The organism is Pseudomaricurvus alcaniphilus (assembly GCF_011440395.1).
GTDB classification, from domain to species: Bacteria; Pseudomonadota; Gammaproteobacteria; order Pseudomonadales; family Cellvibrionaceae; genus Pseudomaricurvus; species Pseudomaricurvus alcaniphilus.
Window position 1 is genome coordinate 21,790 of sequence record NZ_JAAOIX010000005.1, and the last position, 25,685, is coordinate 47,474.

Annotated in this window: 22 protein-coding genes; 13 read left to right on the forward strand and 9 right to left on the reverse strand. The window is 60.9% G+C overall.

Features of this window, described 5'->3' with window-relative positions; translation table 11 throughout:
- Positions 1-64 precede the first annotated feature (64 nt).
- Complete coding sequence (locus G8764_RS11550) at positions 65-1,792, forward strand: proline--tRNA ligase (RefSeq protein ID WP_166164802.1); 1,728 nt, start codon at positions 65-67, stop codon at positions 1,790-1,792.
- 27 nt (positions 1,793-1,819) lie between these two features.
- Entirely contained in the window at positions 1,820-2,416 is a 597-nt protein-coding gene (locus tag G8764_RS11555) for a lytic transglycosylase domain-containing protein (RefSeq protein ID WP_166164803.1), read from the forward strand.
- A gap of 39 nt (positions 2,417-2,455) precedes the next feature.
- On the opposite strand, the gene G8764_RS11560 is transcribed toward G8764_RS11555, so the two are convergent.
- Positions 2,456-2,920 carry a redoxin domain-containing protein gene (locus G8764_RS11560; RefSeq protein WP_166164804.1) on the reverse strand — a complete coding sequence of 155 codons (465 nt, stop codon included), beginning with the start codon at positions 2,918-2,920 and terminating at the stop codon, positions 2,456-2,458.
- A complete protein-coding gene (locus tag G8764_RS11565) occupies positions 2,913-4,217 on the reverse strand; it encodes a YihY family inner membrane protein (protein WP_166164805.1) in 1,305 nt (434 codons plus the stop codon). Before G8764_RS11565 ends, G8764_RS11560 begins: the two co-directional genes overlap by 8 nt.
- 186 nt (positions 4,218-4,403) lie before the next feature.
- Between G8764_RS11565 and arsC the strand changes: the two genes are divergently transcribed.
- The 4 genes from arsC to sppA are packed head-to-tail and all read left to right on the forward strand — an operon-like array spanning position 4,404 to position 7,607.
- A complete protein-coding gene (gene arsC, locus G8764_RS11570) occupies positions 4,404-4,748 on the forward strand; it encodes an arsenate reductase (glutaredoxin) (RefSeq protein WP_166164806.1) in 345 nt (114 codons plus the stop codon).
- Complete coding sequence (gene wrbA / locus G8764_RS11575) at positions 4,745-5,350, forward strand: NAD(P)H:quinone oxidoreductase (RefSeq protein ID WP_166164807.1); 606 nt, start codon at positions 4,745-4,747, stop codon at positions 5,348-5,350. The genes arsC and wrbA overlap by 4 nt, the downstream gene beginning before the upstream one ends.
- The gene (locus G8764_RS11580; protein ID WP_166164808.1) at positions 5,347-5,739 is read left to right on the forward strand and encodes a DUF2069 domain-containing protein; all 393 of its coding nucleotides are present in this window, start codon (positions 5,347-5,349) and stop codon (positions 5,737-5,739) included. Before wrbA ends, G8764_RS11580 begins: the two co-directional genes overlap by 4 nt.
- A gap of 26 nt (positions 5,740-5,765) precedes the next feature.
- Positions 5,766-7,607 carry a signal peptide peptidase SppA gene (gene sppA, locus G8764_RS11585; protein ID WP_166164809.1) on the forward strand — a complete coding sequence of 614 codons (1,842 nt, stop codon included), beginning with the start codon at positions 5,766-5,768 and terminating at the stop codon, positions 7,605-7,607.
- Positions 7,608-7,803: 196 nt separating this feature from the next.
- Here the strand turns inward: sppA and hda are convergent, their stop codons facing one another.
- Positions 7,804-8,535: a DnaA regulatory inactivator Hda gene (gene hda / locus G8764_RS11590; protein WP_166164810.1), complete on the reverse strand. Its 732-nt coding sequence runs from the start codon at positions 8,533-8,535 to the stop codon at positions 7,804-7,806.
- Positions 8,536-8,599: 64 nt separating this feature from the next.
- Entirely contained in the window at positions 8,600-9,739 is a 1,140-nt protein-coding gene (locus tag G8764_RS11595) for a DUF2066 domain-containing protein (RefSeq protein ID WP_166164811.1), read from the reverse strand.
- A gap of 303 nt (positions 9,740-10,042) precedes the next feature.
- Between G8764_RS11595 and purM the strand changes: the two genes are divergently transcribed.
- From purM to G8764_RS11610, 3 genes are all read left to right on the forward strand, one after another.
- Positions 10,043-11,110 (forward strand): phosphoribosylformylglycinamidine cyclo-ligase, encoded by a 1,068-nt coding sequence (purM, locus tag G8764_RS11600; protein ID WP_166164812.1) that lies wholly within the window; start codon positions 10,043-10,045, stop codon positions 11,108-11,110.
- 93 nt (positions 11,111-11,203) lie between these two features.
- Positions 11,204-11,851, forward strand: coding sequence for a phosphoribosylglycinamide formyltransferase (gene purN / locus G8764_RS11605; protein ID WP_166164813.1), 648 nt, complete (start codon positions 11,204-11,206; stop codon positions 11,849-11,851).
- 35 nt (positions 11,852-11,886) lie between these two features.
- On the forward strand, positions 11,887-12,720 hold the full coding sequence (locus G8764_RS11610; protein ID WP_166164814.1) for a DUF3108 domain-containing protein: 834 nt from the start codon (positions 11,887-11,889) through the stop codon (positions 12,718-12,720).
- 189 nt (positions 12,721-12,909) lie between these two features.
- Here the strand turns inward: G8764_RS11610 and G8764_RS11615 are convergent, their stop codons facing one another.
- From G8764_RS11615 to G8764_RS11630, 4 genes are all read right to left on the reverse strand, one after another.
- Positions 12,910-13,425 (reverse strand): biotin/lipoyl-containing protein, encoded by a 516-nt coding sequence (locus G8764_RS11615; protein WP_166164815.1) that lies wholly within the window; start codon positions 13,423-13,425, stop codon positions 12,910-12,912.
- A gap of 49 nt (positions 13,426-13,474) precedes the next feature.
- A complete protein-coding gene (locus G8764_RS11620) occupies positions 13,475-14,992 on the reverse strand; it encodes an ATP-binding protein (RefSeq protein ID WP_166164816.1) in 1,518 nt (505 codons plus the stop codon).
- Between the two features lie 29 nt (positions 14,993-15,021).
- A complete protein-coding gene (locus tag G8764_RS11625) occupies positions 15,022-16,584 on the reverse strand; it encodes an acyl-CoA carboxylase subunit beta (protein ID WP_243748758.1) in 1,563 nt (520 codons plus the stop codon).
- A gap of 539 nt (positions 16,585-17,123) precedes the next feature.
- On the reverse strand, positions 17,124-17,309 hold the full coding sequence (locus G8764_RS11630) for a hypothetical protein (protein WP_166164817.1): 186 nt from the start codon (positions 17,307-17,309) through the stop codon (positions 17,124-17,126).
- 822 nt (positions 17,310-18,131) lie between these two features.
- Between G8764_RS11630 and G8764_RS11635 the strand changes: the two genes are divergently transcribed.
- From G8764_RS11635 to G8764_RS11650, 4 genes are all read left to right on the forward strand, one after another.
- The gene (locus tag G8764_RS11635) at positions 18,132-21,011 is read left to right on the forward strand and encodes a ribonucleoside-diphosphate reductase subunit alpha (protein ID WP_166164818.1); all 2,880 of its coding nucleotides are present in this window, start codon (positions 18,132-18,134) and stop codon (positions 21,009-21,011) included.
- A 151-nt stretch (positions 21,012-21,162) separates the two neighbouring features.
- On the forward strand, positions 21,163-22,584 hold the full coding sequence (locus G8764_RS11640; RefSeq protein WP_166164819.1) for a ribonucleotide-diphosphate reductase subunit beta: 1,422 nt from the start codon (positions 21,163-21,165) through the stop codon (positions 22,582-22,584).
- Between the two features lie 274 nt (positions 22,585-22,858).
- Positions 22,859-23,260, forward strand: a complete 402-nt coding sequence (locus tag G8764_RS11645; RefSeq protein WP_166164820.1) for a hypothetical protein — start codon at positions 22,859-22,861, stop codon at positions 23,258-23,260.
- A gap of 172 nt (positions 23,261-23,432) precedes the next feature.
- Positions 23,433-24,281, forward strand: a complete 849-nt coding sequence (locus tag G8764_RS11650) for a DUF6279 family lipoprotein (RefSeq protein WP_166164821.1) — start codon at positions 23,433-23,435, stop codon at positions 24,279-24,281.
- Between the two features lie 166 nt (positions 24,282-24,447).
- On the opposite strand, the gene G8764_RS11655 is transcribed toward G8764_RS11650, so the two are convergent.
- Entirely contained in the window at positions 24,448-25,623 is a 1,176-nt protein-coding gene (locus G8764_RS11655) for a 1-acyl-sn-glycerol-3-phosphate acyltransferase (RefSeq protein ID WP_166164822.1), read from the reverse strand.
- Positions 25,624-25,685 lie beyond the last annotated feature (62 nt).

Here is a 25,685-nt window from a genome sequence, read left to right on the forward strand (position 1 = left end):
GCTTAACATCCACCGTAGAATACCCCTCTTGTAAAAATTAACCTAGTCGGGAACCGAATACTTCATGCGTGCCAGCCGCTTTCTGATCGCCACCCTCAAACAAAACCCCTCCGACGCCGTCGCCATCAGCCATCAATTGATGCTGCGCTCCGGCATGATTCGCCAGCTCGCCTCCGGCCTGTACACCTGGCTGCCCATGGGCCTGCGGGTATTTCGCAAGGTCGAGGCCATCGTGCGCGAGGAGATGGACGCCGCCGGCGCCCAGGAAGTACTGATGCCGGTGGTGCAACCGGCCGAACTGTGGCAGGAGTCCGGTCGCTGGGAGCAGTACGGCCCGGAGCTGTTGCGCATCAGCGATCGCCATGACAACAGCTTCTGCCTGGGGCCGACCCACGAGGAGGTCATCACCGACCTGATTCGCAACGAGCTGCGCAGCTACAAACAGCTGCCGGCCAACTTCTACCAGATCCAGACCAAATTCCGCGATGAAGTGCGGCCGCGCTTTGGCATTATGCGCGCCCGGGAATTCACCATGAAGGACGCCTACTCCTTCCATCTGGGGCAGCCCTGCCTGCAGCAAACCTACGAGCGCATGCACACGGCCTACTGCAATATCTTCAATCGCATCGGCCTGGATTTCCGCCCCGTATTGGCAGACACCGGCTCCATCGGCGGCTCCAGCTCCCATGAATTTCACGTGCTGGCCGACAGCGGCGAGGACGATATCGCCTTCAGCAGCGGCAGCGATTACGCCGCCAACATCGAACTGGCGGAGGCCATCGCCCCGGCCAGGCCGCGGCCGGCGCCGAGCCAGGAGCTGAGCGAAGTCGCCACCCCCGGTCAGCACACCATTGAAGACGTATCCAAATGCTTGCAGCTGAGCCCGGCCAACGTCTTGAAGACCCTGATCGTTATGGCGCAAGCCGACGCCGACGGCAAGCAGGGCCTGGTGGCGCTGGTGTTGCGCGGCGATCACGAACTGAACACCGTCAAGGCCGAAAAGCAGCCCGGCGTAGCCGCGCCGCTGACCTTTGCCCCGGAGGCGCTGATCAAACAGACCCTGAACTGCAGTCCCGGCTCACTGGGTCCGGTAGGGCTGAAGATTCCACTGTTGGTCGATCGCAGCGCCGCCGCCGAGGCCGATTTTGCCTGTGGCGCCAACCGCGACGGTTATCACCTCACCGGTGTCAACTGGGGTCGTGACCTGCCCGAGGGCAACGTCGTCGACCTGCGCAATGTGGTCGCCGGTGACCCCAGCCCCTGCGGCCAGGGCACCCTGGAGATCAAGCGCGGCATCGAGGTCGGCCACATCTTCCAGCTCGGCACCAAGTACAGTGAAGCCATGCGCGCCACGGTACTGGACGAGAACGGCAAGGAGCAGGTGATGACCATGGGCTGCTACGGCATCGGTGTCAGCCGGGTAGTTGCCGCCGCCATCGAGCAAAACTACGACGCCAACGGCATTATCTGGCCAGACGCGATCGCCCCCTTCCAGCTGGCCCTGATCCCCATCAACCTGCAGAAGTCCGAGGCGGTGAAAAACTACTGCGAGCAGCTCTACCAAACCCTGCGCGAACGCGGCGTCGACGTATTGTTTATGGACGAAGACAAGGCCCGCCTGGGAGTAATGCTGGCCAACACCGACCTGATGGGCATTCCCCACCGCATCGTCATCGGCGATCGCGGGCTGGAAGCGGGCGTGGCCGAATACAAGGGCCGGCGCGACGCCGACAAGCAGGACATCGCGCTGGATAATTTGCTCGACTTCCTGGCCTCGACCCTGGCCGGATGATTTAACCTGGCCAAACGAGTGATAGCCATGCCGCCAGCGCGCCGCACCGAATCAACACAGCGCCTCGCCGGCCTGGTTGCCGGGCTGCTGTTTTTCGCGGCCGCTTGCGCCCTCGGCAACCAACCTGCGGCGCCGGTGGATGAGGAACTGCGGCACTACCTGAAGACCGCCATCGAAACCAGCGACAGCTTTGTTGACCGCTTCGATGCCGAGGTCTGGCTGCTGTCGAAACAGGAACCCATGGGCCGCTTTTTCGACGACCCGCAGCAGCGCATGGATATGTTGCGGCGTATCCACCGCGCCGCCAGCAGTGCCGGCCTGCAACCGGAGGTGGTGCTGGCGGTGATCGAGGTGGAGAGTCGCTTTGATCGTTTTGCTGTGTCCAGTGCCGGCGCCCAGGGCATGATGCAAGTGATGCCGTTCTGGAAAAATGAAATCGGGCATCCGGACGACAACCTCACCGATATCGACACCAACTTGCGCTACGGCTGCGCCATTCTCAAACATTACCTCAACAAGGCCAACGGCCGCCTGATGGACGCTCTCGCCCGCTACAACGGCAGCTACGGCCAGTACTGGTATCCGCGCCGGGTGATGAACGCCTGGCAGGACAACTGGCGCTGAGCAGTGCACGGCTCACGGGCCAGCGTCTACAGCATACCTTTATTCGCTGCGCCCGGTGTCGAGCCACATGCGCAGGGACTCCAGTGTCTGCGGCCCCACCAGTGTGCTCTGCAATTCACCGCGCGGATTGTAAACCAGGGTCGTGGGCAGCACCGAGGGGCGCTGGTAGGCCAGCATGGGCGCCGGATCCTCGCTCAACACCGGAAACTCGACCCCCAACGCCGCAATCTGGCGAGCCAATTCGGCACTCTCGGGGTTGTCAAAATTGACCCCTAACACCACTGCCTCGGCGGCGTACTGGCGGGCGAATTCATTCAGCTCCGGCATTTCCTTGCGACAGGGCAAGCACCACTCGGCCCAGTAATTGATAAACACCCATTTGCCGCGGTAACTGTCCCACTCACTCTCGCCGACACTGTGAATAGCGAGACCGGGTTGGCGCTCGCAGCCACTCAGCACAAGCGCCATCAGCAGCAGCAAAAAACCCGCCACACCTCTATTCACCGACCGCCTCCGCACCGCACCGGGACGGCTTTGATGCCGTCTCCGGGGCCATTGCAGCACCGTTTTCCGCTCCGCTCTGCTGGGCAAAGATCGCTCCGATCGACACATTGAATTCATGCTCCATACTCTCTTCCAGGGCCCGCAAGCGAGTGCCGACCGCGGCGAACCAGGGGTAGTTTTGCAGTTCGCCGCCGGCGTCGGCCAGCGGCGATTCCAGCCCCACCGCGCGCGCCAGTTGCCGCAGGGTAAAGCTGTTGAGGTCGCGACATAATATATAGTCGCCATCGGCGGTCAAGGTGATCACCCGCTCCTCGTGCAAGGCATCGCGAATGTGCTGCCACTGCTCCGCCTCGATATTTTCTGCCAGCAGTTGCTCGTCTTGCAGGGCCAGCCCGCTCTGGTGATTTTGCCGCAATACCCAGAGCGCAATCAGCGCCGCCAGTAAATCCGGATAGTGCGGCTGCACCCCCTGTTTTCTGAAGGTCGACAGGGTCCTGACAAAGAGCGCCCCCACCAGCACAATCATCCACAACAGGTAAATCCACATCAGCAGCAGTGGCACCATGGCAAAGGCGCCGTAGACGGCGGTAAAACTGGTGTGCGCCACAATCCAGGCAAACAGGTCCTTGCAGAACTCGAAACACACCGCGGTCAGGGCGCCACCGGCCAGCGCGTGGCGGAACGGCACCTTGCAATTGGGCACCGCGGCGAACAGCAGGGTAAAGGCCACTGAGGTGAGGATCCAGGGGAAAAAACTGAACAGCGCCGGTATCAGGCCGAGACTGTCGTACTCGCGCACAAACAGTTTCAGGCTCAGCACATAGGTGCTCATCGCCAGGCCTATGCCCAGCAGCAGCGGGCCGATACTGAGAATGGCCCAGTAGATCAGGAAACTGGTAATACCGCGGCGATTGCCCTCGGTGCCCCAGATCGCATTGAAGGTCACTTCGATGTTTTTGATCATCAGGAAGGCGGTCACCATCAAAATCAGCAAACCCACCAGGGTGAGGCGCCGAGCCTGCTGGGTAAATTCATCCAGGTACTGCTGGATCTCCAGCCCCGAGTCCGGCAGCAAATGCTCGAACAAGAATGCCTGCACCACGTCCGACATACCCTCAAACGCCGGAAACAGGGAAAACATGGTGAACACCAGTGTCAGCAGGGGCACCACCCCGAACAGGGTCACATAGGTCAGTGCTGCCGCTTGCTGGCGACAGCCTTTTTCTGTGTACTCGCGCCACAGGTAGACCATAAACTCGCCCACCGTTGCCGCGTTGACATTGAGTTTGCCGATCATAGCCAAATGAACCCCTCTGCGCGGTCCGCGCGTAGACACTTGTAGCTGCGATTTTAGCCCGCTACCCCGACGCAACCGCCGCTGTGCGGATAAATGTTCTTATCCCGGCCAGCCGCGTAGAGTTGCAGCCCGGGAGCTATTACAATAGCCGCATTATGACAGATCAATCGCAAGGATAATCCAGTTATGGTCACCATTTATCACAACCCGCGCTGCTCCAAATCGCGGCAGACTCTCAACCTGCTGCAGGAGAATGGCATCGAACCGAACATCGTGCTCTACCTGGAAACCCCGCCCGACACCAAAACCCTGCAGGATTTACTGGCCAAACTCGGCATTAGTGCCCGGCAGTTGCTGCGCAAGGGCGAGCAGGCCTACAAGGATAATGAGCTGGGCAATGCCGAGCTCAGCGAGGCGCAACTGATTGCGGCGATGGTCGCCAACCCCAAGCTGATCGAGCGGCCGATTGTGGTCAAGGGCAACAAAGCCGTGCTGGGCCGACCACCAGAAAACGTGCTGGAGCTGGTGTGAGCAATCCCTACGTTCTGGTTCTCTATTACTCCCGCAACGGCGCCACCGCCGCCATGGCGCTGGAGATCGCCCGCGGCGTCGAACAGGTGGCGGGCATCGAGGCGCGCTTGCGCACCGTGCCGCCGGTCTCGGTTGACACCGCAGCGTCCCAACCGGCTATCCCCGCCGAGGGCGCGGTATACTGCAGCCAGGCCGACCTGAAACACTGCAGCGGCCTGATCCTTGGCAGCCCGACCCGGTTTGGCAATATGGCCGCGCCGCTGAAACACTTTATCGACAACAGCGGTGACCTCTGGCTCAACGGCAGCCTGATTGACAAACCCGCCGCCGCCTTTACCTCCACCGGCAGCCTCCACGGCGGCCAGGAAACCACCCTGATCAGCATGCTGTTGCCGCTGTTGCACCAGGGCATGGTCATCGCCGGCATTCCCTACAGCGAAGCCGACCTGATGCAAACCCGCAGCGGCGGCACTCCCTACGGCGCCTCGCACCTGGCGGGCAGTGACAACAAGCTGCCCGTTAGCGCCGAAGAAAAAAGACTCTGCCAGGCGCTCGGCAAGCGCGTTGCCAGCCTGGCCAAAGCCCTGGGAAAAAATCCATGAACAACTCCGCCAAATTGCCCGCACGGCTGCGCTTCAGTAAAAAGCTGACCCTTTATTCACTGCTCTCGCTGGTGGTGCTCTACACCGCCACCGGCCTGCTGGCAGCACCGGTCAACTGGACCACACTGGTGGTACCCTGCCTGACCTTGTTGATCTTCGTGCCCGGCATCCTGCTCCACCAGGCACGCAACTTTGACTGGCTGTGCTTTGTGATCCTGTTGCATTTTACTGTCGGCGTGACCAACTCCATGTCACCCTCGTCGGCCTGGCACGACTATGTGCAAACCCTGCTGAGCGTGCTGGTATTTGTCGGTGCCATGATGACCAGCCGCTGGCTCAAGCGCTGGCAGGCAGCCCACGCCCACGGCCTCGACCACTCCAGCCCTTAGCCCTCACTCACTAAAAGGTTTCCAGCATGAGCTTTATCCGCCGTATATTTTCCCTGTTCTGGCGCTTGATCACCTGGCTTCGCGTGGGCCTGGCGAACCTTATTTTTATCCTGCTTATCATCATTGTGATTGCCGCCCTGTACCCCGAGGAAGAGCGCCAGATGCCCACCAGCATCGCCCTGCGCGTAGCGCCCAGCGGTTTCCTGGTGGACCAGTACAGCTACATCGACCCGCTCACCCAGATTATGCGCCCGGCCGAAGACCAACAGGTTGAGACCCGGGTGCGCGACCTGGTGGAGGCCATCAATAGCGCCGCCAGTGACCAGCGCATCACCGCGCTGGTACTGGAGCTGGGCGAGCTGTATGGCGGTGGCCTGAGCAAACTGCAGGAGGTCGGCACGGCGCTGGCCGCCTTCAAGCGCAGCGGCAAACCGGTCTACGCGCTCAGCGACAGCTACACCCAGGACCAGTACTACCTGGCCAGCTTTGCCGATGAAATCATTATGCATCCCATGGGTGCCATGATCCTCACCGGCTACGGCAGCTATCGCCACTACTACAAGCAGGCGCTGGACAAACTCGCCCTCAATATGCACGTGTTTCGCGCCGGCGAATACAAGGATGCGGTAGAGCCCTACCTGCGCAACACCATGTCCGAGGCTTCGCGCGAGCACAACAGTCGCTGGCTGGGCGAGCTGTGGAGTTCCTACACTGCCAATATCGAGCAACAGCGCTCGCTGGAAGCCGGCAGCATCGACGACTACATCAATCGTATGGATACTCACCTGGCCGCACACCAGGGCGACAGCGCTGCCGCGGCACAGGCCGCCGGCATCGTCGACACCCTGGCCACCCACCCGCAACAGCAGCAACTGCTGGTCACGCGCCTGGGTCGGGACAAAAAACACGACGGCTACCGGGCGCTGGATTACCGCCACTACCTGGCCTTTGTGCAGCGCGACAAACTGCTCAACCCGGTGCCGGACCAGATCGGCCTGCTGGTGGCCCGCGGCATGATCCTCGATGGCGAGCAGCCCCAGGGCAGCATCGGCAGTGAAACCCTGGCGCAGCTCATTCGCGAAGCCCGCGATGACGACGCCATCAAGGCCGTGGTAGTGCGCATCGACAGCGGCGGTGGCAGCGCCTTTGCCTCCGAGGTCATTCGCCAGGAGCTGGCGGCCACCCGCGCCAGCGGCAAGCCGATCCTGGTATCCATGGGCAGTGTCGCCGCTTCCGGTGGCTACTGGATTGCCATGGGCGCCGACGAAGTCTGGGCCACCCCCAGCACCATCACCGGCTCCATTGGCGTCTTCAGCGCCTTCCCGACCCTCGACACCAGCCTCGACAAACTGGGCATCCACAGTGACGGGGTTGGTACCACTGAACTGGCCGGCGCCCTGCGCATTGATCGGCCCCTGTCACCGCTGGTCGCCAATTTGCTGCAGCAGAGCGTCGACAGCATCTACCAGCGTTTTCTCAACCTGGTGGCGCAAGCGCGCGACAGCACCCCGGAACAAATCGACCGCATCGGCCAGGGCCGGGTCTGGACCGGCAGCAGCGCCAAACAGTTGGGCTTGGTGGATGAGCTGGGGCAACTGGAAGATGTGATTGCCGCGGCGGCCGACCGGGCCGGCCTGGACAGTTACGAGGTGGTAGAAGTGCACAAGCCGCTGACCCCGGCCGAGCAGATCATAAAGCGCCTGTCCGGTAAACTGCTGCAGGTGCGCACTCACCTGGCGGCACCCGGCTCGCAACTGGAGTTGCTGCTGGGGCTGGCCAGCCAGCAGTTGCAGCCGCTGCTGCAACTGCTCAACAGCAATGACCCGCGCAGTGTTTACGCCCACTGCCTGGATTGCGTCACCCCCTGAACCTGTCAACCCCTGTGCCTGAAAAACGAGCCTAGGAGCCTGTCGGACTTAGGGTTGCCCTGCTGCGAAAAAGCCGAATTTGGCCATTTTTTAACCATTTTTTCGTTAAATAGAACCACTATTCGCCTCAAAAATGGTTAAAAACTGACTCAAATCGGACTTTCTCTCGCTACGGGCACCTAAGTCCGACAGGCTCCTAGAACCCCAGCACGCGCTTGACAAAGGGAATGGTCAAGCGCCGCTGCTCCTCCAGCGAAACCCGGTCCAGCAGGCGCAGGGCGGCAAACAGCTTTTGGCTGTCGCGGGCGGAGCGCGACAGAATAAAACGCGCCACCTCGGGGCTCAGCTCCAACCCCAGGTCGCTGGCCCGAGCCTGCAGCGCTGCGCACTTGCTGTCATCATCCAGCGGCTGTACCTGATACACCAGCCCCCAGTTGAGGCGCGATTGCAAATCCGCCAGCGCCACCGGCAACTGCCGCGGGCTATTGCGGGCACCCATCAGCACCCGCCGGCCGCTGTCGCGCATCAGGTTGAAAAAATGAAACAGCGCCCGCTCCCAGTCGGCCCGCCCCAACACTTCTTGCAGATCATCAAGACACACCAGGTCCAGGCTCTCCAGCCCCTCCAGCAATGCCGCCGGCTCTGCCGCCTGTAACTCCGCCAGGGGCAGATACTGGGCGCTCCCCCCTTGCACCTCGGCGTGGTGACAGGCAGCCTGCAGCAGATGCGAGATGCCCACCCCGACGCCACCCCACAGGAACACCGTCTGCTCACCCGCGGCCGACAGTTGCCGGGTCAGCACCTCGATCACCTGGGCATTGGCCCGGTCCGGTGCAATAAAGAAATTTTCAAAGGTGGCATCGTCATCCAGCTGAATGCCGAGCGACAACTGGCGAGGGGAGCGCCCCGATTGGGTGGAATCAACCATGTGCAGGCAACTTGTCAGGGAGTCTGGTAACTACAAAGCATAGACGGCCGGGCGCGCAAGTCACTTAACCCGGCCAGCGGAAACGCAGCGGTTGCGGGGCACTGCCGCCGCCGTTATAGGGCGGCAGTGTGACACCCTGGCCCGGGCCGCGGGTAATCGCATCCAGTGGTATTAACTTGCGGTCCAGTTGCAGGGCGTTGGTCAGGGAGTCGACATCGCCCTGCATTTGCAAGCGCAGCTGCAGGCGGTTGTCTTCCACCCCCAGCAATCGCAACTGGCGCACCACATCCAGCCCCGCCACATAGTTTATGGCCGCCACGTAAGCGGGGAAACTGTTGACCTCATGCAATTCCAGGGTCACCTCGGCACCGCCGCCATTGCTGAGCACTATGGCGTACATGGCCGCCAGCTGCTCGGCAACGATGGCCAGTCCTTCGGCCACCAGCGCGGTTTCCTGCTGGTTTTCCAGGTCAAAGACATCTTGCCGATCCCGGTGGATCAGCGACCAGGCCGCCAGCCACAGGCCTGAAGAAGTCTGGCTATAGCGCCCCACCACAATGGCATCCGCCTGGTAGCGACTCGAGGCCTCGCGAATTGCCTCGCTGTCCAGCTGCCAGATCTTCTCGGCATTGATCATCAGCCGGTCTTCCAGATCCAGCAGCGGGGTCACCAGCGGCAAGCCGCGCTCACGGGCGATATTCTGCACCGTGGCGGCGACCTCGCTGCTGTCCTGCAGCGACACCAGCTGGCGGCCGCGATCGAAATCATCGCGCACCAGCCAGACCAATACCGACGGCCGATTGGCCGACCACAAGGGCAGCCCGGCGGCGCTCAGCAGGCGCTCGATGCCCGACCTTGAAAAACTGATGATCAAGCGGCTGGCGGGCAACTGCTCGCCGTCGCGCAGCAGGGTTTCAGCGCTCGACTCGTAGCGATAGGCGTCCACCAGCTGGGCCGGATCGGCAATGGCGTTGCGCAGCGCCAGCAGGTTCGGCGCCCGGGAGTTACCGGTGACCCGCACCAGTACCTGGTTGAGGGCCTGTTCCACCGCCCGACGGCGCTCGCGGCTGCCCTGGTCCAGCACCAGTTCTTCCTGCTGGTAAAGATTTGCGACCAGCTCGGCGCTGGCGCCGGGCGACCACAAGCTGGCCAGCGGCAACCACCACAGCAGCAGTAAACTCGCCAGCTTCGGCAATGTGTTCAAGTGCTTACTCCTTTTACAGGCCGACTGCGGCACTGCAACAGCTCGATACTCAGGCCGCGTATTATGCCCGTGGCCAGCGCTGACCACCAGCGGCAGTATTGGCAACCGCGGCCACAACGCCGTAGCCTGGGCCGACAAAGGCACTAACAGCGGCCGGTATTAACTGCTAGAATACGCGCCGTTTCCTTCACCCCTAACTGACGAGCGCTGCTATTTCAAACGCCCAATACGCCGATCCGCCAGCGATGACCACCCGGCCGGGGAGCGATAAGTGATGAGCAGTCCAGGAATGATGACCAAACCATGAGCGACAACCAGTCCCACAGCGACAAGCAGACCCAATCCCTGAGTTACAAGGACGCCGGGGTCGACATCGACGCCGGCAATGCCCTTGTCGAACGCATCAAGAGTGTCGCCCAGCGCACCCGGCGCCCGGGCGTGCTGGCCGGCCTCGGCGGCTTTGGCGCCCTGTTTGAACTGCCCAGCGGCTACCGCGAGCCGGTGCTGGTCTCCGGCACCGACGGCGTCGGCACCAAGCTGCGCCTGGCCATGGACCTGGGCCTGCACGACACCATCGGCATCGACCTGGTGGCCATGTGTGTCAACGACCTGGTGGTGGCCGGTGCCGAGCCGCTGTTTTTCCTCGACTACTATGCCACCGGCAAGCTCAATGTGGATATCGCCACCGCCGTGGTGACCGGTATCGGCGCCGGCTGTGAGCAGGCCGGCTGCGCCCTGGTGGGCGGCGAGACCGCGGAAATGCCGGGCATGTACGAGGGCGAAGACTACGACCTGGCCGGCTTCTGCGTCGGCATCGCGGAGAAATCCGAGCTGATCGACGGCAGCAAGGTGAGCGCCGGCGATGTCCTGCTGGGCGTCGCCTCCAGCGGCCCGCACTCCAATGGCTACTCCCTGATTCGCAAAATCATCGAGGTGAGCGGCGCCGACCTTAACCAAACCGTCGGTGACCGCCCCCTGGGCCAGGCGCTGCTGGAGCCCACCCGCATCTACGTCAAATCCCTGCTGCGCCTGATCAAGGAGTCCCGGGTGCACGCCATGTCCCACATCACCGGCGGCGGCCTGCAGGAAAATATTCCCCGGGTGCTGCCGGAGGACTGCAAGGCGGTGATCGACACCACAGCCTGGAGCCTGCCACCGGTGTTCCAGTGGCTGCAGCAGCAGGGCAACGTCGAGCCCTATGAAATGTATCGCACCTTTAACTGTGGTGTCGGCATGATCATCGCGGTGCCCGCCAGCGAACGGGACAGCGCCCTGCGCCTGCTGGCCGAGGCCGGCGAGACCGCGTTTGTGGTGGGCTCGGTGGCCAAAGCCAGCGGCGACGAAGAGCGGGTGGAGCTGCTCGGCCTTTAAGGGCCGGGCCGCGTCCCGATATCCTCAGCTGTACGCAATCCCAAACCACGCCATTCCAAACAATGCAATCCGACCCAACAAACAGACTCCGCCATGATTAATCTTGTCGTATTGATTTCCGGCAGCGGCAGCAACCTGCAGGCCCTGATCGACGCCTGCGCGGCGGGCACGATTGACGCCCGCATCGCCGCTGTCATCAGTAACCGGCCCAACGCCTTTGGGCTGGAGCGGGCGCGCCAGGCCGGGGTGGCCGCCCACTGCATCGACCACACCGAATATGGCTCGCGGGAGGAGTTCGACTGCCAACTGCAGCAGCAAATCGATCACTACCAACCCGACCTGGTGGTGCTGGCCGGCTTTATGCGTATCCTCACCCCGGCGTTTACCCGTCACTATCTGGGCCGGATGTTGAACATTCACCCGTCGCTGCTGCCCAAGTACCCGGGACTCAACACCCACCAGCGGGCGCTGGATGCCGGCGACGCGAGCCACGGGGTGACCGTGCACTTCGTCACCCCGGAACTGGATGGCGGTCCCAATGTGGTGCAGGCGATTGTACCGGTGCTGCCCGCCGACGACGCCGCGGCACTGGCGCGGCGGGTACTGGCCCAGGAGCACGTTATCTACCCGCTGGCGGTGAGCTGGTTTGCCGAGGGGCGGCTGCAGATGGATGACAATCGCTGCCTGCTGGACGGCCAGCCGCTGCCGGCCAGCGGTTATATCATTGACTCGCGGCGCTGATAAACCCTTAGCAACGAGGTGTATCGGACACGACCATGATCACTCTTCGCCCAGCGCTTACCGGCCTGGCGCTGGCCCTGTGGCTAATCGCCCCGGCCAGCGCCAGCGCCCCGGCTGCCGCGACCATCGAACCCGCGACGGCAATTACCGCTACTATCGATCCCACTGCGCCAGCGCCAGCCACCAGTACGGCGAGCAATCCGGCACAGGCCGCCAGCACCAGGCCCGTTCCCTTCAAGGCCAGGTACAAGGCCACCTATTCAGGTATGGGGGTTAGCGCCGAGCGTTCGCTGCAACGACGGGCCGACGGCAGCTGGGAATACCGCTTCGACGCCAAATCCTGGCTGGCCGAGATCAACGAGCGCAGCCTGTTCCGCTGGGGCACAGACGGCCTGCTGATCCCCCGGCAGTACACCTATCAACGCCGGGTGCTGGGCCGCAACCGCGACCTCGAGTTGACATTTGACTGGCAAAACAAGGTCGCAACCAGCGTCAGCAAGGACAAATCCCGGCAAATTCCGCTCAGCGACAGCGTGTTTGATAAACTCAGCTACCAGCTGCAGTTGCGCCAGGACCTGATCAACCGCAAGTCCGCTTTCGAGTACCAGGTGGTGGACGGCAGCCGCCTCAAGACTTACACCTTCGCCGTCACTGGCGAGGAGCGACTCGACACCGCCGCCGGCCCGCTCGATACCATCGTGCTGGAACGGGTGCGGGAGGACAGCGAGCGCAGCACCGTACTGTGGTTCGCCAGGGACTGGGATTACCTGCTGGTGCGGATTCAACAGGTGGAAGAGGACGGCCAGGACTACGAAATCAACCTCGACTCGGCGGTGGTCAACGGCACCACCGTCAAAGGTGCGCGCTGATCAGCGACGCCGTTTTGGCGGCCATTATTACAAGCAATAACTGTGAGCAATGGCTGTGAGTAATGATTGGGAGCAAAAGCGGTGTGCAATAACGGCACACTGCAGCTCATGCCGCGGGCGCTCCCCCCGCCCCACGCCCGGACCCAGTTGCAGACTCTACTGCACTCTGGCGCGAGGCTTCACTGAGCTTCACTCAACTTCAAACAGCGGGTCGCCTTTCATCACCAGCTCGCCCTCCTTAACCGCGACCCGGACCAGCTTGCCGCTCTTGGGGGCGAGAATTTCATTCTCCATTTTCATCGCCTCCAGCACCAGTACCGACTGGCCCTCCTCCACCTGCTCGCCTTCCTGGGCCAACAGGGTCACCACCTGGCCGGGCATGCTTGCCAGCATATCGCCGGGAATGGATTTCGGCGGTGGTGGCGGGCGATAGCGGGTGGACTCAATCTTTTCCACCTCCAGCCGGTAGGGCACGCCTTTCAGCACCACCTCCTCGGGAAAGCCGTCGGCCCGGGCCCGCACACTGACATGGTAGATCTTGCGATTAATCATCACCACTTTCAGTGCGCCGTTGACGTCGGTTTCGAGCACCCGCACCTGGTAGCTATTCTTGTCGACAGTCACCGGCGACTCGTCGATAAAGTCGTACTTGCCATCGATGTCGACATTGTGGCGCATGTCCGCGCGCTTGATTTGATATTTCATGGCGTTGCTAACATCCGTTGCAGTTTGCTATCTCCAGACTATTCCGGGGCTATTTCTGGCGGCTGAACAAATCGCTGGCCATATCCCAGATTTTCGAGCGCGAGTCCCGCCGCGCCTGGTCGAGCAGGTTCTGGTTATTGGCGTCGCGCTGAATCGAAAGTGCGGCGATCAGCGCGGCGATTTCCGACTGCTCGCGGGTGCGAAAGTTTTCGTAAATCCGCTCGCGACTTTCCCCGTCGCTGATCAGCCGGGCATCGTACTGGCTGCGAACGAAATCCGGGTAGCGCATCAATGCCCGCATCAGCGGGATATTGGAGCGGATACCATCGATATGCATGCCGTCCAGGGCGGTGGTCATTTTCGCCAGCGCCCGCTCGCGACTGCTCTCGACCGCCATGACCAGCGCGATAATGGGGTCGTAGAAGGTGCCCACCGAGTCGCCAGAGCAGACATTGGTCTGGCTGTAGACTCCATCGCCGTAGGGCAGGTGCAAGCGCTCGATCACTCCCGGCGAGGGCACAAAGCCATGCTCCGGATCTTCCGCAGCAATAAACACCCCCATGGCCACACCGCGGGGCTCCACATCCTTCTGGGTAATGGTGAGCCGCTGCCTGGCTGCAATACTGACCTGTTCGCGCAAAATATCGACCCCGGTATGAAGCGCCGATACCGAGTGGGATGGCTGGATATAGTCATTGATCTCGAGGAAGTAAGCCTGGTCGCTGGCGCTGTCGTAGAGGAACTCCACCGAGACAAAACCGCTGATCTTGAGCCGATTCATAAGAATCTCTACCGCGGTTTTCAACCGGCCGCGCATAACGCTGGAGATACAACTGCTGGGAGTTTCGGTGACTACTTTGCGAAAGCGGCGCTGGATAGTGCACTCGCGCTCCGGAAAAATAACCAGGTTGCCAAACTGGTCGCGCGCCAGTGGAAACTCAATGTGGCGCGCACCGGGCAGGTATTTTTCCAGGTAGACATCCTCGGCGCGGGACAAATAGCGATCGGCCTGGCCCTTGATCTGGCGATAGTTCGGTTCGATGTCCGCCTCCCGCTCGATAACCCGAATCCCAATCCCGCCGTAACCCTGGCTGGCTTTCATCATCAGCGGGTAGCCGATTTTCTCGGCCGCCGCCTTGAGCTCGGCGACCTCGGTGAGGGTATCACTGCCTGGCAAAACGGGCAGCCCAAGGCTGCGGGCCAGGCGGCGCAGCTGCGGCTTGTCTTCCAGCTGCACATCGGCCGCGTGCCCGGGGGCAATCAGCTGGATTCCCTTGGCTTGCAGCCGCTGGCGAAACACGGCGTTCTGGGCCAGGAAGCCGTAGCCAGGGTGAACCGCATCCACCTGCAGCTGTTCCGCCAGCGCGACAATTTGATCGATATCTTCATAGGGGATTCGGGAGTTGCCGACCTTGAGCTCGTGGGACTCATCGGCATTGCGCACCCCGGTATTTTGCCGGTCGCCGGGGTCGTAAACCGTAATGGCACGGCACCCCAATTCTTTTACCGCCCGCACACAGTTGGCCTGGATCAGGCCGCGATTGGCTATCAGTACTCTGGAAAACATGGCTGGCCCTGGGATTGGTTGACTGGTATTTACAGCGGGATATTGCCGTGCTTGCGTCGCGGCGTGATCTGCCGCTTGTTGATATGGGACTTCAGGTATTTGATCACCACCGCCCGGGTTTCACTGGGCTCGATCACATTGTCGATATAGCCCATGGACGCGGCCAGCTGCGGGTTGGCAAATTTGTCGGTGTACTCGCACTCGAGCTCTTTGGCCCTGCCGTCCTGGTCTTCCGCCGCCATAATCTCCTTGCGAAAAATGATATTGACCGCGCCCTTGGGCCCCATCACCGCGATCTCCGAACCCGGCCAGGCCACCACCATATCGGCTCCCAGGTGTTTGGAGCACATACAGATGTAGGCGCCACCGTAGGATTTGCGCATGACCACCGTCAGCTTGGGCACGGTGGCCTCGGCGTAGGCGTACAGCAGTTTTGCACCGTGCCGGATAATGCCGTTGTACTCCTGGTCGGTACCGGGCAGAAAACCGGGCACGTCCACCAGGGTCAGTAGCGGAATATTGAAGGCGTCGCAGAAGCGCACAAAACGCGCCGCTTTGGCGGAGGCATCCACGTCCAGGCAGCCCGCCAGGTGCCGGGGGTTGTTGCCCACCACACCGATGGAAATACCGTCCAGGCGCGCGAAGCCGATGGTGATATTGGGGGCAAACTTGTCCTGCAGTTCGAAGTAGGTGCCGGCATCCACCAACCGCTCGATCACTTCGTGAACGTCGTAGCCCTTGTTGGGGTTGGAGGGCACCACATGGTCCAGTTCGGCTTTATCGACCCGCGGCTCCCGGGCGCCAAACCGGTCCGGCGCCTCCTCGTTGTTGGACGGCAGGTAGGACAGCAGCAACTTCACCCAGGCCAGCGTGGTTTCGTCATCTTCGCCAACATAGGTGGCGACCCCGGAGCGCTTGAGGTGGACATCGCCGCCGCCGAGGGTGTCCTTGGTCACCTCCTCGCCGGTGACGGTCTTGATGACCTCGGGCCCGGTGATAAACATGTACGAGGTATCGGCCACCATCGCCACGAAATCCGTGATACCGGGGGAATACACCGCCCCGCCCGCACAGGGCCCCATAATCACACTGATCTGGGGAATGACCCCCGAGGCCTTGGTGTTGCGAAAGAAGATCTCGCCGTAGCCGCAGAGCGAGCCGATGCCCTCCTGGATGCGCGCCCCGCCGGAGTCATTGAGGGTCACCATCGGCGCGCCGTTATCGATGGCCATATCCATGATCTTGGCAATTTTGCGGCCGTGCATTTCGCCGAGGGATCCGCCCGAAACGGTAAAGTCCTGGGCGGCGATATAGACCAGGCGACCGTTGACCAGCCCAAACCCGGTAACCACACCATCGCCGGGGGGACGGTTTTTCTCGAGGCCAAAATTGGTGCTGCGATGCTGGATAAAGCCGCCCACCTCCTCGAAGGTATCGGCGTCGAAGAAATAGTCGATGCGCTCCCAAACGGTCAGCTTGCCCTTGGCGCGCTGGGCCTCGAGTCGCTTTTCACCGCCACCGAGGCGCATATCGGCCTTGGTGGATCGAAGTGCAGCAATGCGTTCTGAATTTAAAGCATCTTCCTGATTCATGTGGGTGCGTCTTTTGTCCGGGTTTACTGTTGGGCTTCGAAGGCACTGTCCGTTAAGGCACCGCCCACAAAAGCAATGGCTGTGAATGCACTGTCCGTGTCTGGCGCTAGCGGCAACAGGCCAGCGCCGTATTGAGCAGGTGCCGCACGGGTTGCCCGCGCCGCTTCAGGCCAACACCGCGCGCCCTGGAACTCAGCGGTGACTTGCTTAAGCAGCCTGGTTCACCTCTGCCGGAATCATTGCCGCCGCTTGAACCGCAGTATTTTTGCCGACAGTGCTGTTAACGAAAGTGTTTTTTCACGAATGAATTTTCGGCTGTAACCGTTTCGAACAGCCGTCGTCTCGATAGTAACGGCAACTGCAAGCGCCTGGGTTAGCGGTGAATTACCTGAATCATAATACAGAGCCCGGGGGAAAGGTATAGCAACAACTCGCACTCCGGGCCCGGCCCCCAGCGTTAATCCATCACAGGAATATGCGGGTCCTGCCTGATCGCTGCAGCGACGGGACTCGGATCAGCGTGAGCATCGCTTGACCACCTACTGGCTGGTCACCTTGCGCTCACCACAGCGACTGCACTGGTGGATGGTAACCAGTTTGCCCGCCTTGACATCGAACTGCTTCTCCTGCACCACCTGCCACTTGTGAAAACCGGAGCGGCACAGGCTTTTACCCTTGTGTTTTTGCGCCGCGCTCGGGCGCTTGAATTTGATCACATCTCCCATCTTGCCTCACCCCTCAAAGCGGAACCCTGGTTAGCCACGGAATCCTGGTTGGCCACGATAATGGCAGGCGCCTGCAACTGGCAGCCACCCACCTGTATTTTAGCACCCCATCGGCGCCGCCGGCGGGCGCGGCCGCCCCACAAAGGTGCGAACGCCACACTGGTTCTGCCACACAAGATATGGTAGCCGCTCGCACAACTGGCCACAATATAACCAGCAATTAATAAATCCACTATTAGAAAAAAAAATTCTATCCCCTGTTTTTACCCGCCACTAACCAGCCCAGCCAAGAGCTCATCGGACGCGCCAGATTAGCAGCCACTGACCTGTGCGATTACCCACAATTTATCCACAGCTAATCAACCTGTTTCAGGCCTTGCATTAACGTCTATACCGCATTATCTTGTAGCCACCCAGCAAGAACACCCCATATATAGGGTATCTCACCGGGTTGGCACCAGCGGTGACCAGCCGGGAATTTGACAGGGCTTGAGCACATTTCAGCCTGAGCCCGAGCAACGCCAGAAACTGAACGACACCGGAACCTGATCGACGCCAAAACCTGAATGACGCCAGGGCCTGAAAACACCAGAGCCTGAATAACGCCAGCCCCTGAACCACCAGGGCAGAGCTGGCACTGGCCCAATACAGGTTTCGTTGCACCGCACATGGATCGCGCCCCGCTAAAGCAACACCGGAAAACCGGCATAAAAAACGAGACGAGAACAACCTCCAGGTTTATTTAACAACCCTATTAACAGCCAAACATATACACAACTGACCCAAACAACAGAAACCGACGCCCACTTCGCGGAGACCTACATGCACACTGAGTCTGAACTCACCCCATCCTCAGCCCCCAAACCCCAGCCACCAACCGGCAACACCACGGTAGCGGCAACCAGCCCCGGCCAACTGCGCGTCATCAAGCGCAACGGCACGGTGGTACCCTACGACGAAGGCAAAATAGCGGTCGCCATGACCAAGGCCTTTCTGGCGGTAGAGGGCGGCACCGCGGCTGCGTCCCGACGTGTGCACGAATCGGTAGAGGCCTTGAGTGGGCAGATTACAGCCACTTTCAAGCGCCGTATGCCGTCCGGCGGCACGGTGCATATCGAAGACATCCAGGACCAGGTTGAGCTGACCCTGATGCGTTCCGGCGAGCAAAAAATTGCCCGCGACTACGTGCTCTACCGCGAAGAGCGCGCCCGGGTGCGGGCCCAAACCCGGCAGCTGGTGCAAGACAGCGAATACAAGTCGGTGCAGGTGATCATGCCCAGCGGCGAAACCCAGCCGCTGGATATCGCCCGGGTCCGGACCGTGGTGGAAGAGGCCTGCGCCGGTCTCAAGGAAGTCAATCCCAAGACCATTCTCGACGAGGCCATGCGCAACCTCTACGACGGGGTCTCGTTCAACGACGTCAACACCTCGCTGGTGATCACCGCCCGCACCCTGGTGGAAAAAGAGCCCAACTACTCCTTTGCCACCGCCCGCCTGCTGCTGGACAAGCTGCGCAGCGAAGCGCTGGGCTTTATGGGTATCGCCGAGGTGGCCACCCAGACCGATATGGAAAGCTATTACGCCCGCGCCCTGCCCGCCTACATCCAGCGCGGCGTCGAACTGGAGCTGCTGGCACCGGAACTGCTGGACTATGACATGGTAAAACTGGGGGCCGCACTGGATGCCTCCCGCGACCTGCAGTTCTCCTACCTGGGCCTGCAGACCCTCTACGACCGCTATTTTATCCACACCCAGGAAGGCGTGCGCTTCGAGCTGCCGCAAATCTTCTTTATGCGCGTCGCCATGGGCCTGGCCCACCGGGAAGAAAACCGCGAAGAGCAGGCCATCGAGTTTTACAAGCTGCTCAGCTCCTTTGATTACATGAGTTCGACCCCGACCCTGTTCAATGCCGGCACCCTGCGCCCGCAGCTGTCCTCCTGTTACCTGACCACGGTGCCGGATCACCTGCACGGCATCTACGGTGCCATCCAGGACAACGCCATGCTCTCCAAGTGGGCCGGCGGCCTCGGCAATGACTGGACCCCGGTGCGCTCACTGGGCGCCTACATCAAGGGCACCAACGGCAAATCCCAGGGGGTTGTGCCCTTCCTCAAGGTGGCCAACGACACCGCCGTGGCGGTCAACCAGGGCGGCAAGCGCAAGGGCGCGGTCTGCGCCTACCTGGAAACCTGGCACCTCGACATCGAAGAGTTCCTCGAGCTGCGCAAGAACACCGGCGACGACCGCCGCCGCACCCACGATATGAACACCGCCAACTGGGTGCCGGACCTGTTTATGAAGCGGGTCTTCGAAAACGCCAACTGGACCCTGTTCTCCCCCAACGATGTGCCCGAATTGCACGACCTGTGCGGCCTCGCCTTCGAGGAAAAGTACCAGGAATATGAGCGCAAGGCGGCCACCGGTGAGCTGCGCCTGTCGAAGACCGTAAAGGCCATAGACCTGTGGCGCAAGATGCTGGGCATGCTGTTTGAAACCGGCCACCCCTGGATCACCTTCAAGGACGTCTGCAACCTGCGCAGCCCACAGCAGCACGTGGGCGTGGTGCACTCCTCCAACCTGTGCACCGAGATTACCCTCAACACCAGCGCCGGCGACGAAATCGCGGTCTGTAACCTGGGCTCGGTCAACCTGGCACAGCACGTGGTCAACGGCAAGCTGAACGCCGGCAAGCTGCAGAAAACCGTGCGCACCGCGGTGCGCATGCTCGATAACGTCATCGACATCAACTACTACTCAGTGGAAGCCGCGCGCACGTCGAATATGCGCCACCGCCCGGTGGGGCTGGGCCTGATGGGCTTCCAGGATGCGCTCTACAAAATGGGCTTTGCCTACGCTTCCGACGATGCCGTGGAATTTGCCGATCGCTCCATGGAGGCCATCAGCTACTTTGCCATTGACGCCTCCAGCGAACTGGCCCGCGAGCGCGGCCGCTACTCCAGCTTTGAGGGCTCGCTCTGGAGCAAGGGCATCCTGCCCATCGACTCCATCGAACTGCTGGCCGAGAGCCGCGGCGAGCAGTACCTGAAAATCGACCGCAGCCAGGTGCTGGACTGGGACAGCCTGCGCGAGAAGGTGAAAAGCCAGGGCATGCGCAACTCCAATGTGATGGCCATCGCCCCCACCGCCACCATCGCCAACATTACCGGTGTGTCTCAGTCGATCGAGCCCACCTACCAGAACCTGTACGTGAAATCGAACCTGTCCGGTGAATTCACGGTGGTCAACCCCTACCTGGTGCACGAGCTGAAAGAACTGGACCTGTGGGATTCGGTGATGGTCAACGACCTCAAGTACTACGAGGGTTCGGTGCAGAAAATCGACCGCATTCCGGCCGACCTGAAAGCCCGCTACGCCACCGCCTTCGAAGTGGACCCGGAGTGGATTATCGCCGCCGCCAGCCGCCGCCAGAAGTGGATCGACCAGGCCCAGAGCCTGAACCTCTACATCGCCGGCGCCAATGGTAAAAAGCTCGATACCACCTACCGCACCGCCTGGTACTACGGTCTCAAGACCACGTATTACCTGCGTGCACTGGCGGCCACCAGCACCGAGAAGTCGACCATCGAGTCCGGCACCCTCAACAAGGTGTCTTCGTCCGCCGAGGCGGCCCCCGCCGCCAGCGCAGCGCCAGTACCGCTGGCCTGCTCACTGGACGACCCGGATTGCGAGGCCTGTCAGTAAGACAGGCGCCCGGTCGACCCGCAGCCAGTGCCGCGGACCGGCAATGAACGGGCCTCTAACAGCGCCGCCTGCCAGCGGCGCCAAACACAGATTTTCGAGCGTACTGGCAGCTGCTCGCTGACGCTCGACTGCACAGAGAAGGATAGACACAATGCTTAGCTGGGATGATTACCAGGACGAAGCCCCCATCGCCAAAACCCGGATTGCACCGGCGCTGGCAGAAAGCCCGGCCGCTTACCGGCCCTACGACGATTTGGCAGACAGCGATAACGGTGCCGACAGCGACGGCGCCACAGCGGCTCCCGCTGCTGAGCCGGCGGCCACGGCCGCTCCAGAGCCAGTTGCACCAGCAGCCGTTCCCGCTGTAGATCCAAACGCTGGCGCTGCAAACACGGCAGCAGCGAATGAAACAGCGGCAAAAGCGGCGGCCCCGGAGACTGTCACGAGCGCTCCTGCCGCTGCCGCACAACAGATCACTGACCCGGTGGCCCGCGCCAAACAGGCCGTGGCCGCACTGGATGCCACCCCCGGACTGGAAGAGCTGGAGATGGGCGCCGCCCGCATCCAGGTGGATGAGAAGCGCATGATCAACTGCCGCGCCGACGTCAACCAGCTGGTACCCTTCAAGTACGACTGGGCCTGGCAAAAATACCTGGACGGCTGTGCTAACCACTGGATGCCCCAGGAAGTGAACATGAACGCCGACATCGCCCTGTGGAAAAACCCCGAGGGCCTGAGTGACGACGAGCGTCGCATCGTGACCCGCTCGCTGGGTTACTTCTCCACCGCCGACAGCCTGGTGGCCAACAACCTGATTCTCGCCATCTACCGCCACATCACCAACCCGGAGGCGCGCCAGTACCTGTTGCGCCAGGCCTTTGAAGAGGCCATCCACACCCACGCCTACCAGTACTGCGTCGAGTCCCTGGGCATGGACGAGGGCCAGATCTTCAATATGTACCGGGAGATCCCCTCGGTGGCCAAAAAAGCCGCCTGGAGCATCAACCACACCCAGGGCATCTCCGACCCGACGTTCAAGACTGGCACGCCGGAGGCGGACCAGGAGTTGTTGCGCAACCTGGTCGGTTTCTACTGCGTCACCGAAGGCATCTTCTTCTACTGCGGCTTTACCCAGATTTTGTCCATGGGTCGACGCAACAAGATGACCGGCGTGGCCGAGCAGTTCCAGTACATTCTGCGGGATGAGTCCATGCACCTGAACTTCGGCATCGATGTCATCAACCAGATCAAGCTGGAAAACCCTCACCTGTGGACCCCCGAGTTCAAGCAGGAAGTCACCCAGATGATTCTTGAGGGCACCGAGCTGGAAATCGCCTACGCTCGCGACACCATGCCCCGGGGTGTGCTGGGTATGAACGCCGCCATGATGGCTGAATACCTGCAGTTCATCGCCAACCGCAGGCTGGCGCAAGTGGGCCTGGCGGAGCAGTTTCCCGGCGTGCAGAACCCGTTCCCCTGGATGAGTGAAATCATGGACCTGCGCAAGGAGAAAAACTTCTTCGAGACCCGTGTGATCGAATACCAGACCGGCGGTGCCTTGAGCTGGGATTGAATATAGACCACACTGTATGGCGCCTGGGGCCTTGTTCAATAACTGGCCCCAAACCATACCGGCATACCAATATACCAAGAGCCCATATGCACCGTACTTGTGGCGGCTCGTAGCGGGCCGCAGCAGCGCAGCGACAGCCCCTTTTTTAGCTGTCACTCCATGGGCACATCTACCTGGTTAACATTTACCTGGTTATCCCGGTTATAAGGAGCGAGCAAAATCCAAACAACGACCTATCGCTCCAGCGGGCACAGCACCAGGGAGAAGCCCAGCATTGCAGAACCACGATAAGCCCACCCCGTTGCGAGCCAAGGCGGGCGCTGCCACCTATTCCGCCAACCTCAAGTACAGCCAACTCTGTCAGCGGCTGGTGCAACTGCGTGACCAGTTGCACAAGCACAATCCGCGCCTGGCCAAACCTACCGGCGCCATGATCGAACACCTGGTGTTCAACTGCCCCCTGCAGCTGCTCGAGGACGATGACTGGCAAACCGTGATTTATCGCGTCCTGTGCTACCTGGAAGTACAGATGTCACCGGCCAACGATGCCCGCCATTACTTTATCCGCAGCGATCGCGACGCACCGCTGTTCCCCAACGAAGAACTGTTCGATGAACACGACGCCTTTCTGTTCGCCAAGGTGCTGCTCCATTTTCAAAGAACACACAGCGGGTAAATACTGCAAGCAAGTAGCCTGAATCACCACTACCGCACTCTGCCAGCTGGTACTATGGTAGGTCTGGCTCCTGGAGCCAGGCCGGGAGAAAAGCTGATATCCCAAGGTCTACGAGTTATACGTCTAATAACGCCGAGAGCTGACTTATTCCTAGGAATAATCAGGTAAGTATATGAACAGCCGCTTGTTACTGGTCTGTACGCTTGTGGCCTGCCTCTGCGTGAGCGGCTGCTCGACGAGGTTTGTCTACAACAATATTGACTGGTTCCTGCACTGGCACCTGGACGACTATATCGAGCTCGATAGAGAGCAGAAGGCCATTCTCAATGGGCACCTTGAAAAATGGCAGCGCTGGCATCGACAACAGGAATTAATTGCCTACCGGCAGCAGTTGCTCGCCCTCAAGACAACTCTGCAACAGGGCCCGTTGAGCCAGCAGCAATGGCTGCGAGAGCTGGATACCGCGCAGCGCCACTGGCAACGCCTGCGCGACGAGATAAGCCCGGAACTGGCAACCCTGGCACTGCATCTGCGCGATGACCAGGTCGCGGACCTGTTTCGCAAGCTGGCAGAGGACAACGACAAGGCCGTGCGCGAACGGGATAAAAAAACGCCGGAAGAACGCTGGCAGGGTTATGAGAAAAGCATCCGCAAACAAATCAAACAGTTTATTGGGCGCCTGTCGCCCCGCCAGACCAACATCGTTAGCGACAGGGTGCACGCCCTGCAGTCAACCTTTGACGAGTGGATCAGCTATCGCCGCGCGCTTCAGGCCAGTGCCAGGAAAATCTTGCTTGCCCGTCACAACGACCCCGACTTCACCCATAAACTAGAGCGCCTGCTGTTAGACCCGGATGCATTCAAGAGTGCCACCTACCTGGCGGCGCAGTCCCATAACCGCCAGGTTTTTGCCGACCTGCTCGCCAGCCTCAACAGCACCCTGTCCGACAAGCAATTGCGACATGCGCTGACCGAAATAGATGACTGGCTGGACGATATCAACAGACTGATCGAAGGCTAGGAGCCTGTCGGACTTAGGGTTGCCCTGCTGCGAAAAAGCCGAGTTTGGCCATTTTTTAACCATTTTCTCGTTAAATAGAACCACTATTCGCCTCAAAAATGGTTAAAAACTGACTCAAATCGGACTTTCTCTCGCTACGGGCACCTAAGTCCGACAGGCTCCTAGTCTATTTGTTCAGGCTGCTGCCCTGGCCCGCCGTTCGCTGCTTGCTAAACACCGGGTTGGCGTACATGGCCAGCAAGATGTCCCGCTGGGCTTCGGGAATTGCCTGCAAGCGGCGCTGCAACTCCTGCTGGCAGCCCGTGTGCTCGGCGGCATCGAATTGACCGGCCCGGGCGCCGACCGGATAGGGGGCCGGCTCGCCGCGCAGCATTTCATAGGCCAGGTGATTGCTGGGGTGCAGCACATAGTTGTCCCAGACCTGCTGGTCAATGGCCGCGGCGACGTCCTCGGCATCCTTGAAGTCACCGTGCAATACGTCGCCAAACGCCAGGTGCACCGAACCTTTGGTGCCGGCGATGCCCAGGGCGATGCTGCCCACATCCTCGTGCTCGGCCTTTTGGTATTTGCCGTGCTGGCGCACGGAAAAAAGCTCGTTGGTTTTCAGTGCATCGCAGGGATCCCACTGGTAGGAAATGGATACCGGCACAATATGCAGGTCATTGATGTAGTCGGCGTAGGACTGGGCTTTGCTCTTGCACAGGGCCAGCATACTGATGACCGCGGCGTTGGTGAAATCCCTGCCATCCTTGGCCCGCCCCTCGCGCTGGGCGATCCAGATATTGCTGCGATCCTCCACTATGGAGTGGCGAATGTAGCTGGACAGGTGTTTGGCCGCCTTGAACTTTTCCCGCGGGCTGGCCGCCGAGCGATTGACGATAAAACTCTTGTTGAGGCGCATCAGGTCCGACACGTAGGGTTTGGTCAACAGGTTGTCGCCAATGGCAATGCGCACCGTGTCGAAGCCATGCTCATTCAAGGTGTAATTGACAAAGGCCGGATCCATGGCGATATCGCGGTGGTTACTGATAAACAGATAGGCCTTGCCAGGGTCCAGTTTTTCCAGGCCGGACACGGTCAACTCATTGACCCGCTGGCTGATCATATTCTGCATCAGCTCCGCCACCACCTCTTGCACCTGCCGGACCGTGTGCACCCCGCGCAAACGCCAGCGCAGCACCCAGCTGGCCAGCGGGCACAGCAGGCGAATCCAGCGCTCACCCAGGCGGGGAAAGCGCAAGCGTACGATTGCCCGCACCAGCTCCGGTGAGCGCAGCAGGCGCGCCAGCACCTCCGTCACTTCGGCGTCGTTGTAAGGGCGGATATCATCAAATTCTGTCATGCTGCAAAGCACCTGTGTCGGTCACGTAACCGTTGGCGGGCAGGCCAAAAATAGCCGCAAAA

Coding starts and splice junctions, on each gene's coding strand:
- G8764_RS11550 (WP_166164802.1), top strand. CDS start 65: ATGCGTGCCAGCCGCTTTCTGATCGCCACCCTCAAACAAAACCCCTCC.
- G8764_RS11655 (WP_166164822.1), bottom strand. CDS start 25,623: ATGACAGAATTTGATGATATCCGCCCTTACAACGACGCCGAAGTGACG.
- G8764_RS11640 (WP_166164819.1), top strand. CDS start 21,163: ATGCTTAGCTGGGATGATTACCAGGACGAAGCCCCCATCGCCAAAACC.
- sppA (WP_166164809.1), top strand. CDS start 5,766: ATGAGCTTTATCCGCCGTATATTTTCCCTGTTCTGGCGCTTGATCACC.
- purN (WP_166164813.1), top strand. CDS start 11,204: ATGATTAATCTTGTCGTATTGATTTCCGGCAGCGGCAGCAACCTGCAG.
- G8764_RS11635 (WP_166164818.1), top strand. CDS start 18,132: ATGCACACTGAGTCTGAACTCACCCCATCCTCAGCCCCCAAACCCCAG.
- G8764_RS11565 (WP_166164805.1), bottom strand. CDS start 4,217: ATGATCGGCAAACTCAATGTCAACGCGGCAACGGTGGGCGAGTTTATG.
- G8764_RS11555 (WP_166164803.1), top strand. CDS start 1,820: ATGCCGCCAGCGCGCCGCACCGAATCAACACAGCGCCTCGCCGGCCTG.
- G8764_RS11580 (WP_166164808.1), top strand. CDS start 5,347: ATGAACAACTCCGCCAAATTGCCCGCACGGCTGCGCTTCAGTAAAAAG.
- G8764_RS11620 (WP_166164816.1), bottom strand. CDS start 14,992: ATGTTTTCCAGAGTACTGATAGCCAATCGCGGCCTGATCCAGGCCAAC.
- hda (WP_166164810.1), bottom strand. CDS start 8,535: ATGGTTGATTCCACCCAATCGGGGCGCTCCCCTCGCCAGTTGTCGCTC.
- G8764_RS11630 (WP_166164817.1), bottom strand. CDS start 17,309: ATGGGAGATGTGATCAAATTCAAGCGCCCGAGCGCGGCGCAAAAACAC.
- G8764_RS11615 (WP_166164815.1), bottom strand. CDS start 13,425: ATGAAATATCAAATCAAGCGCGCGGACATGCGCCACAATGTCGACATC.
- arsC (WP_166164806.1), top strand. CDS start 4,404: ATGGTCACCATTTATCACAACCCGCGCTGCTCCAAATCGCGGCAGACT.
- purM (WP_166164812.1), top strand. CDS start 10,043: ATGAGCGACAACCAGTCCCACAGCGACAAGCAGACCCAATCCCTGAGT.
- G8764_RS11625 (WP_243748758.1), bottom strand. CDS start 16,584: ATGAATCAGGAAGATGCTTTAAATTCAGAACGCATTGCTGCACTTCGA.
- G8764_RS11610 (WP_166164814.1), top strand. CDS start 11,887: ATGATCACTCTTCGCCCAGCGCTTACCGGCCTGGCGCTGGCCCTGTGG.
- G8764_RS11650 (WP_166164821.1), top strand. CDS start 23,433: ATGAACAGCCGCTTGTTACTGGTCTGTACGCTTGTGGCCTGCCTCTGC.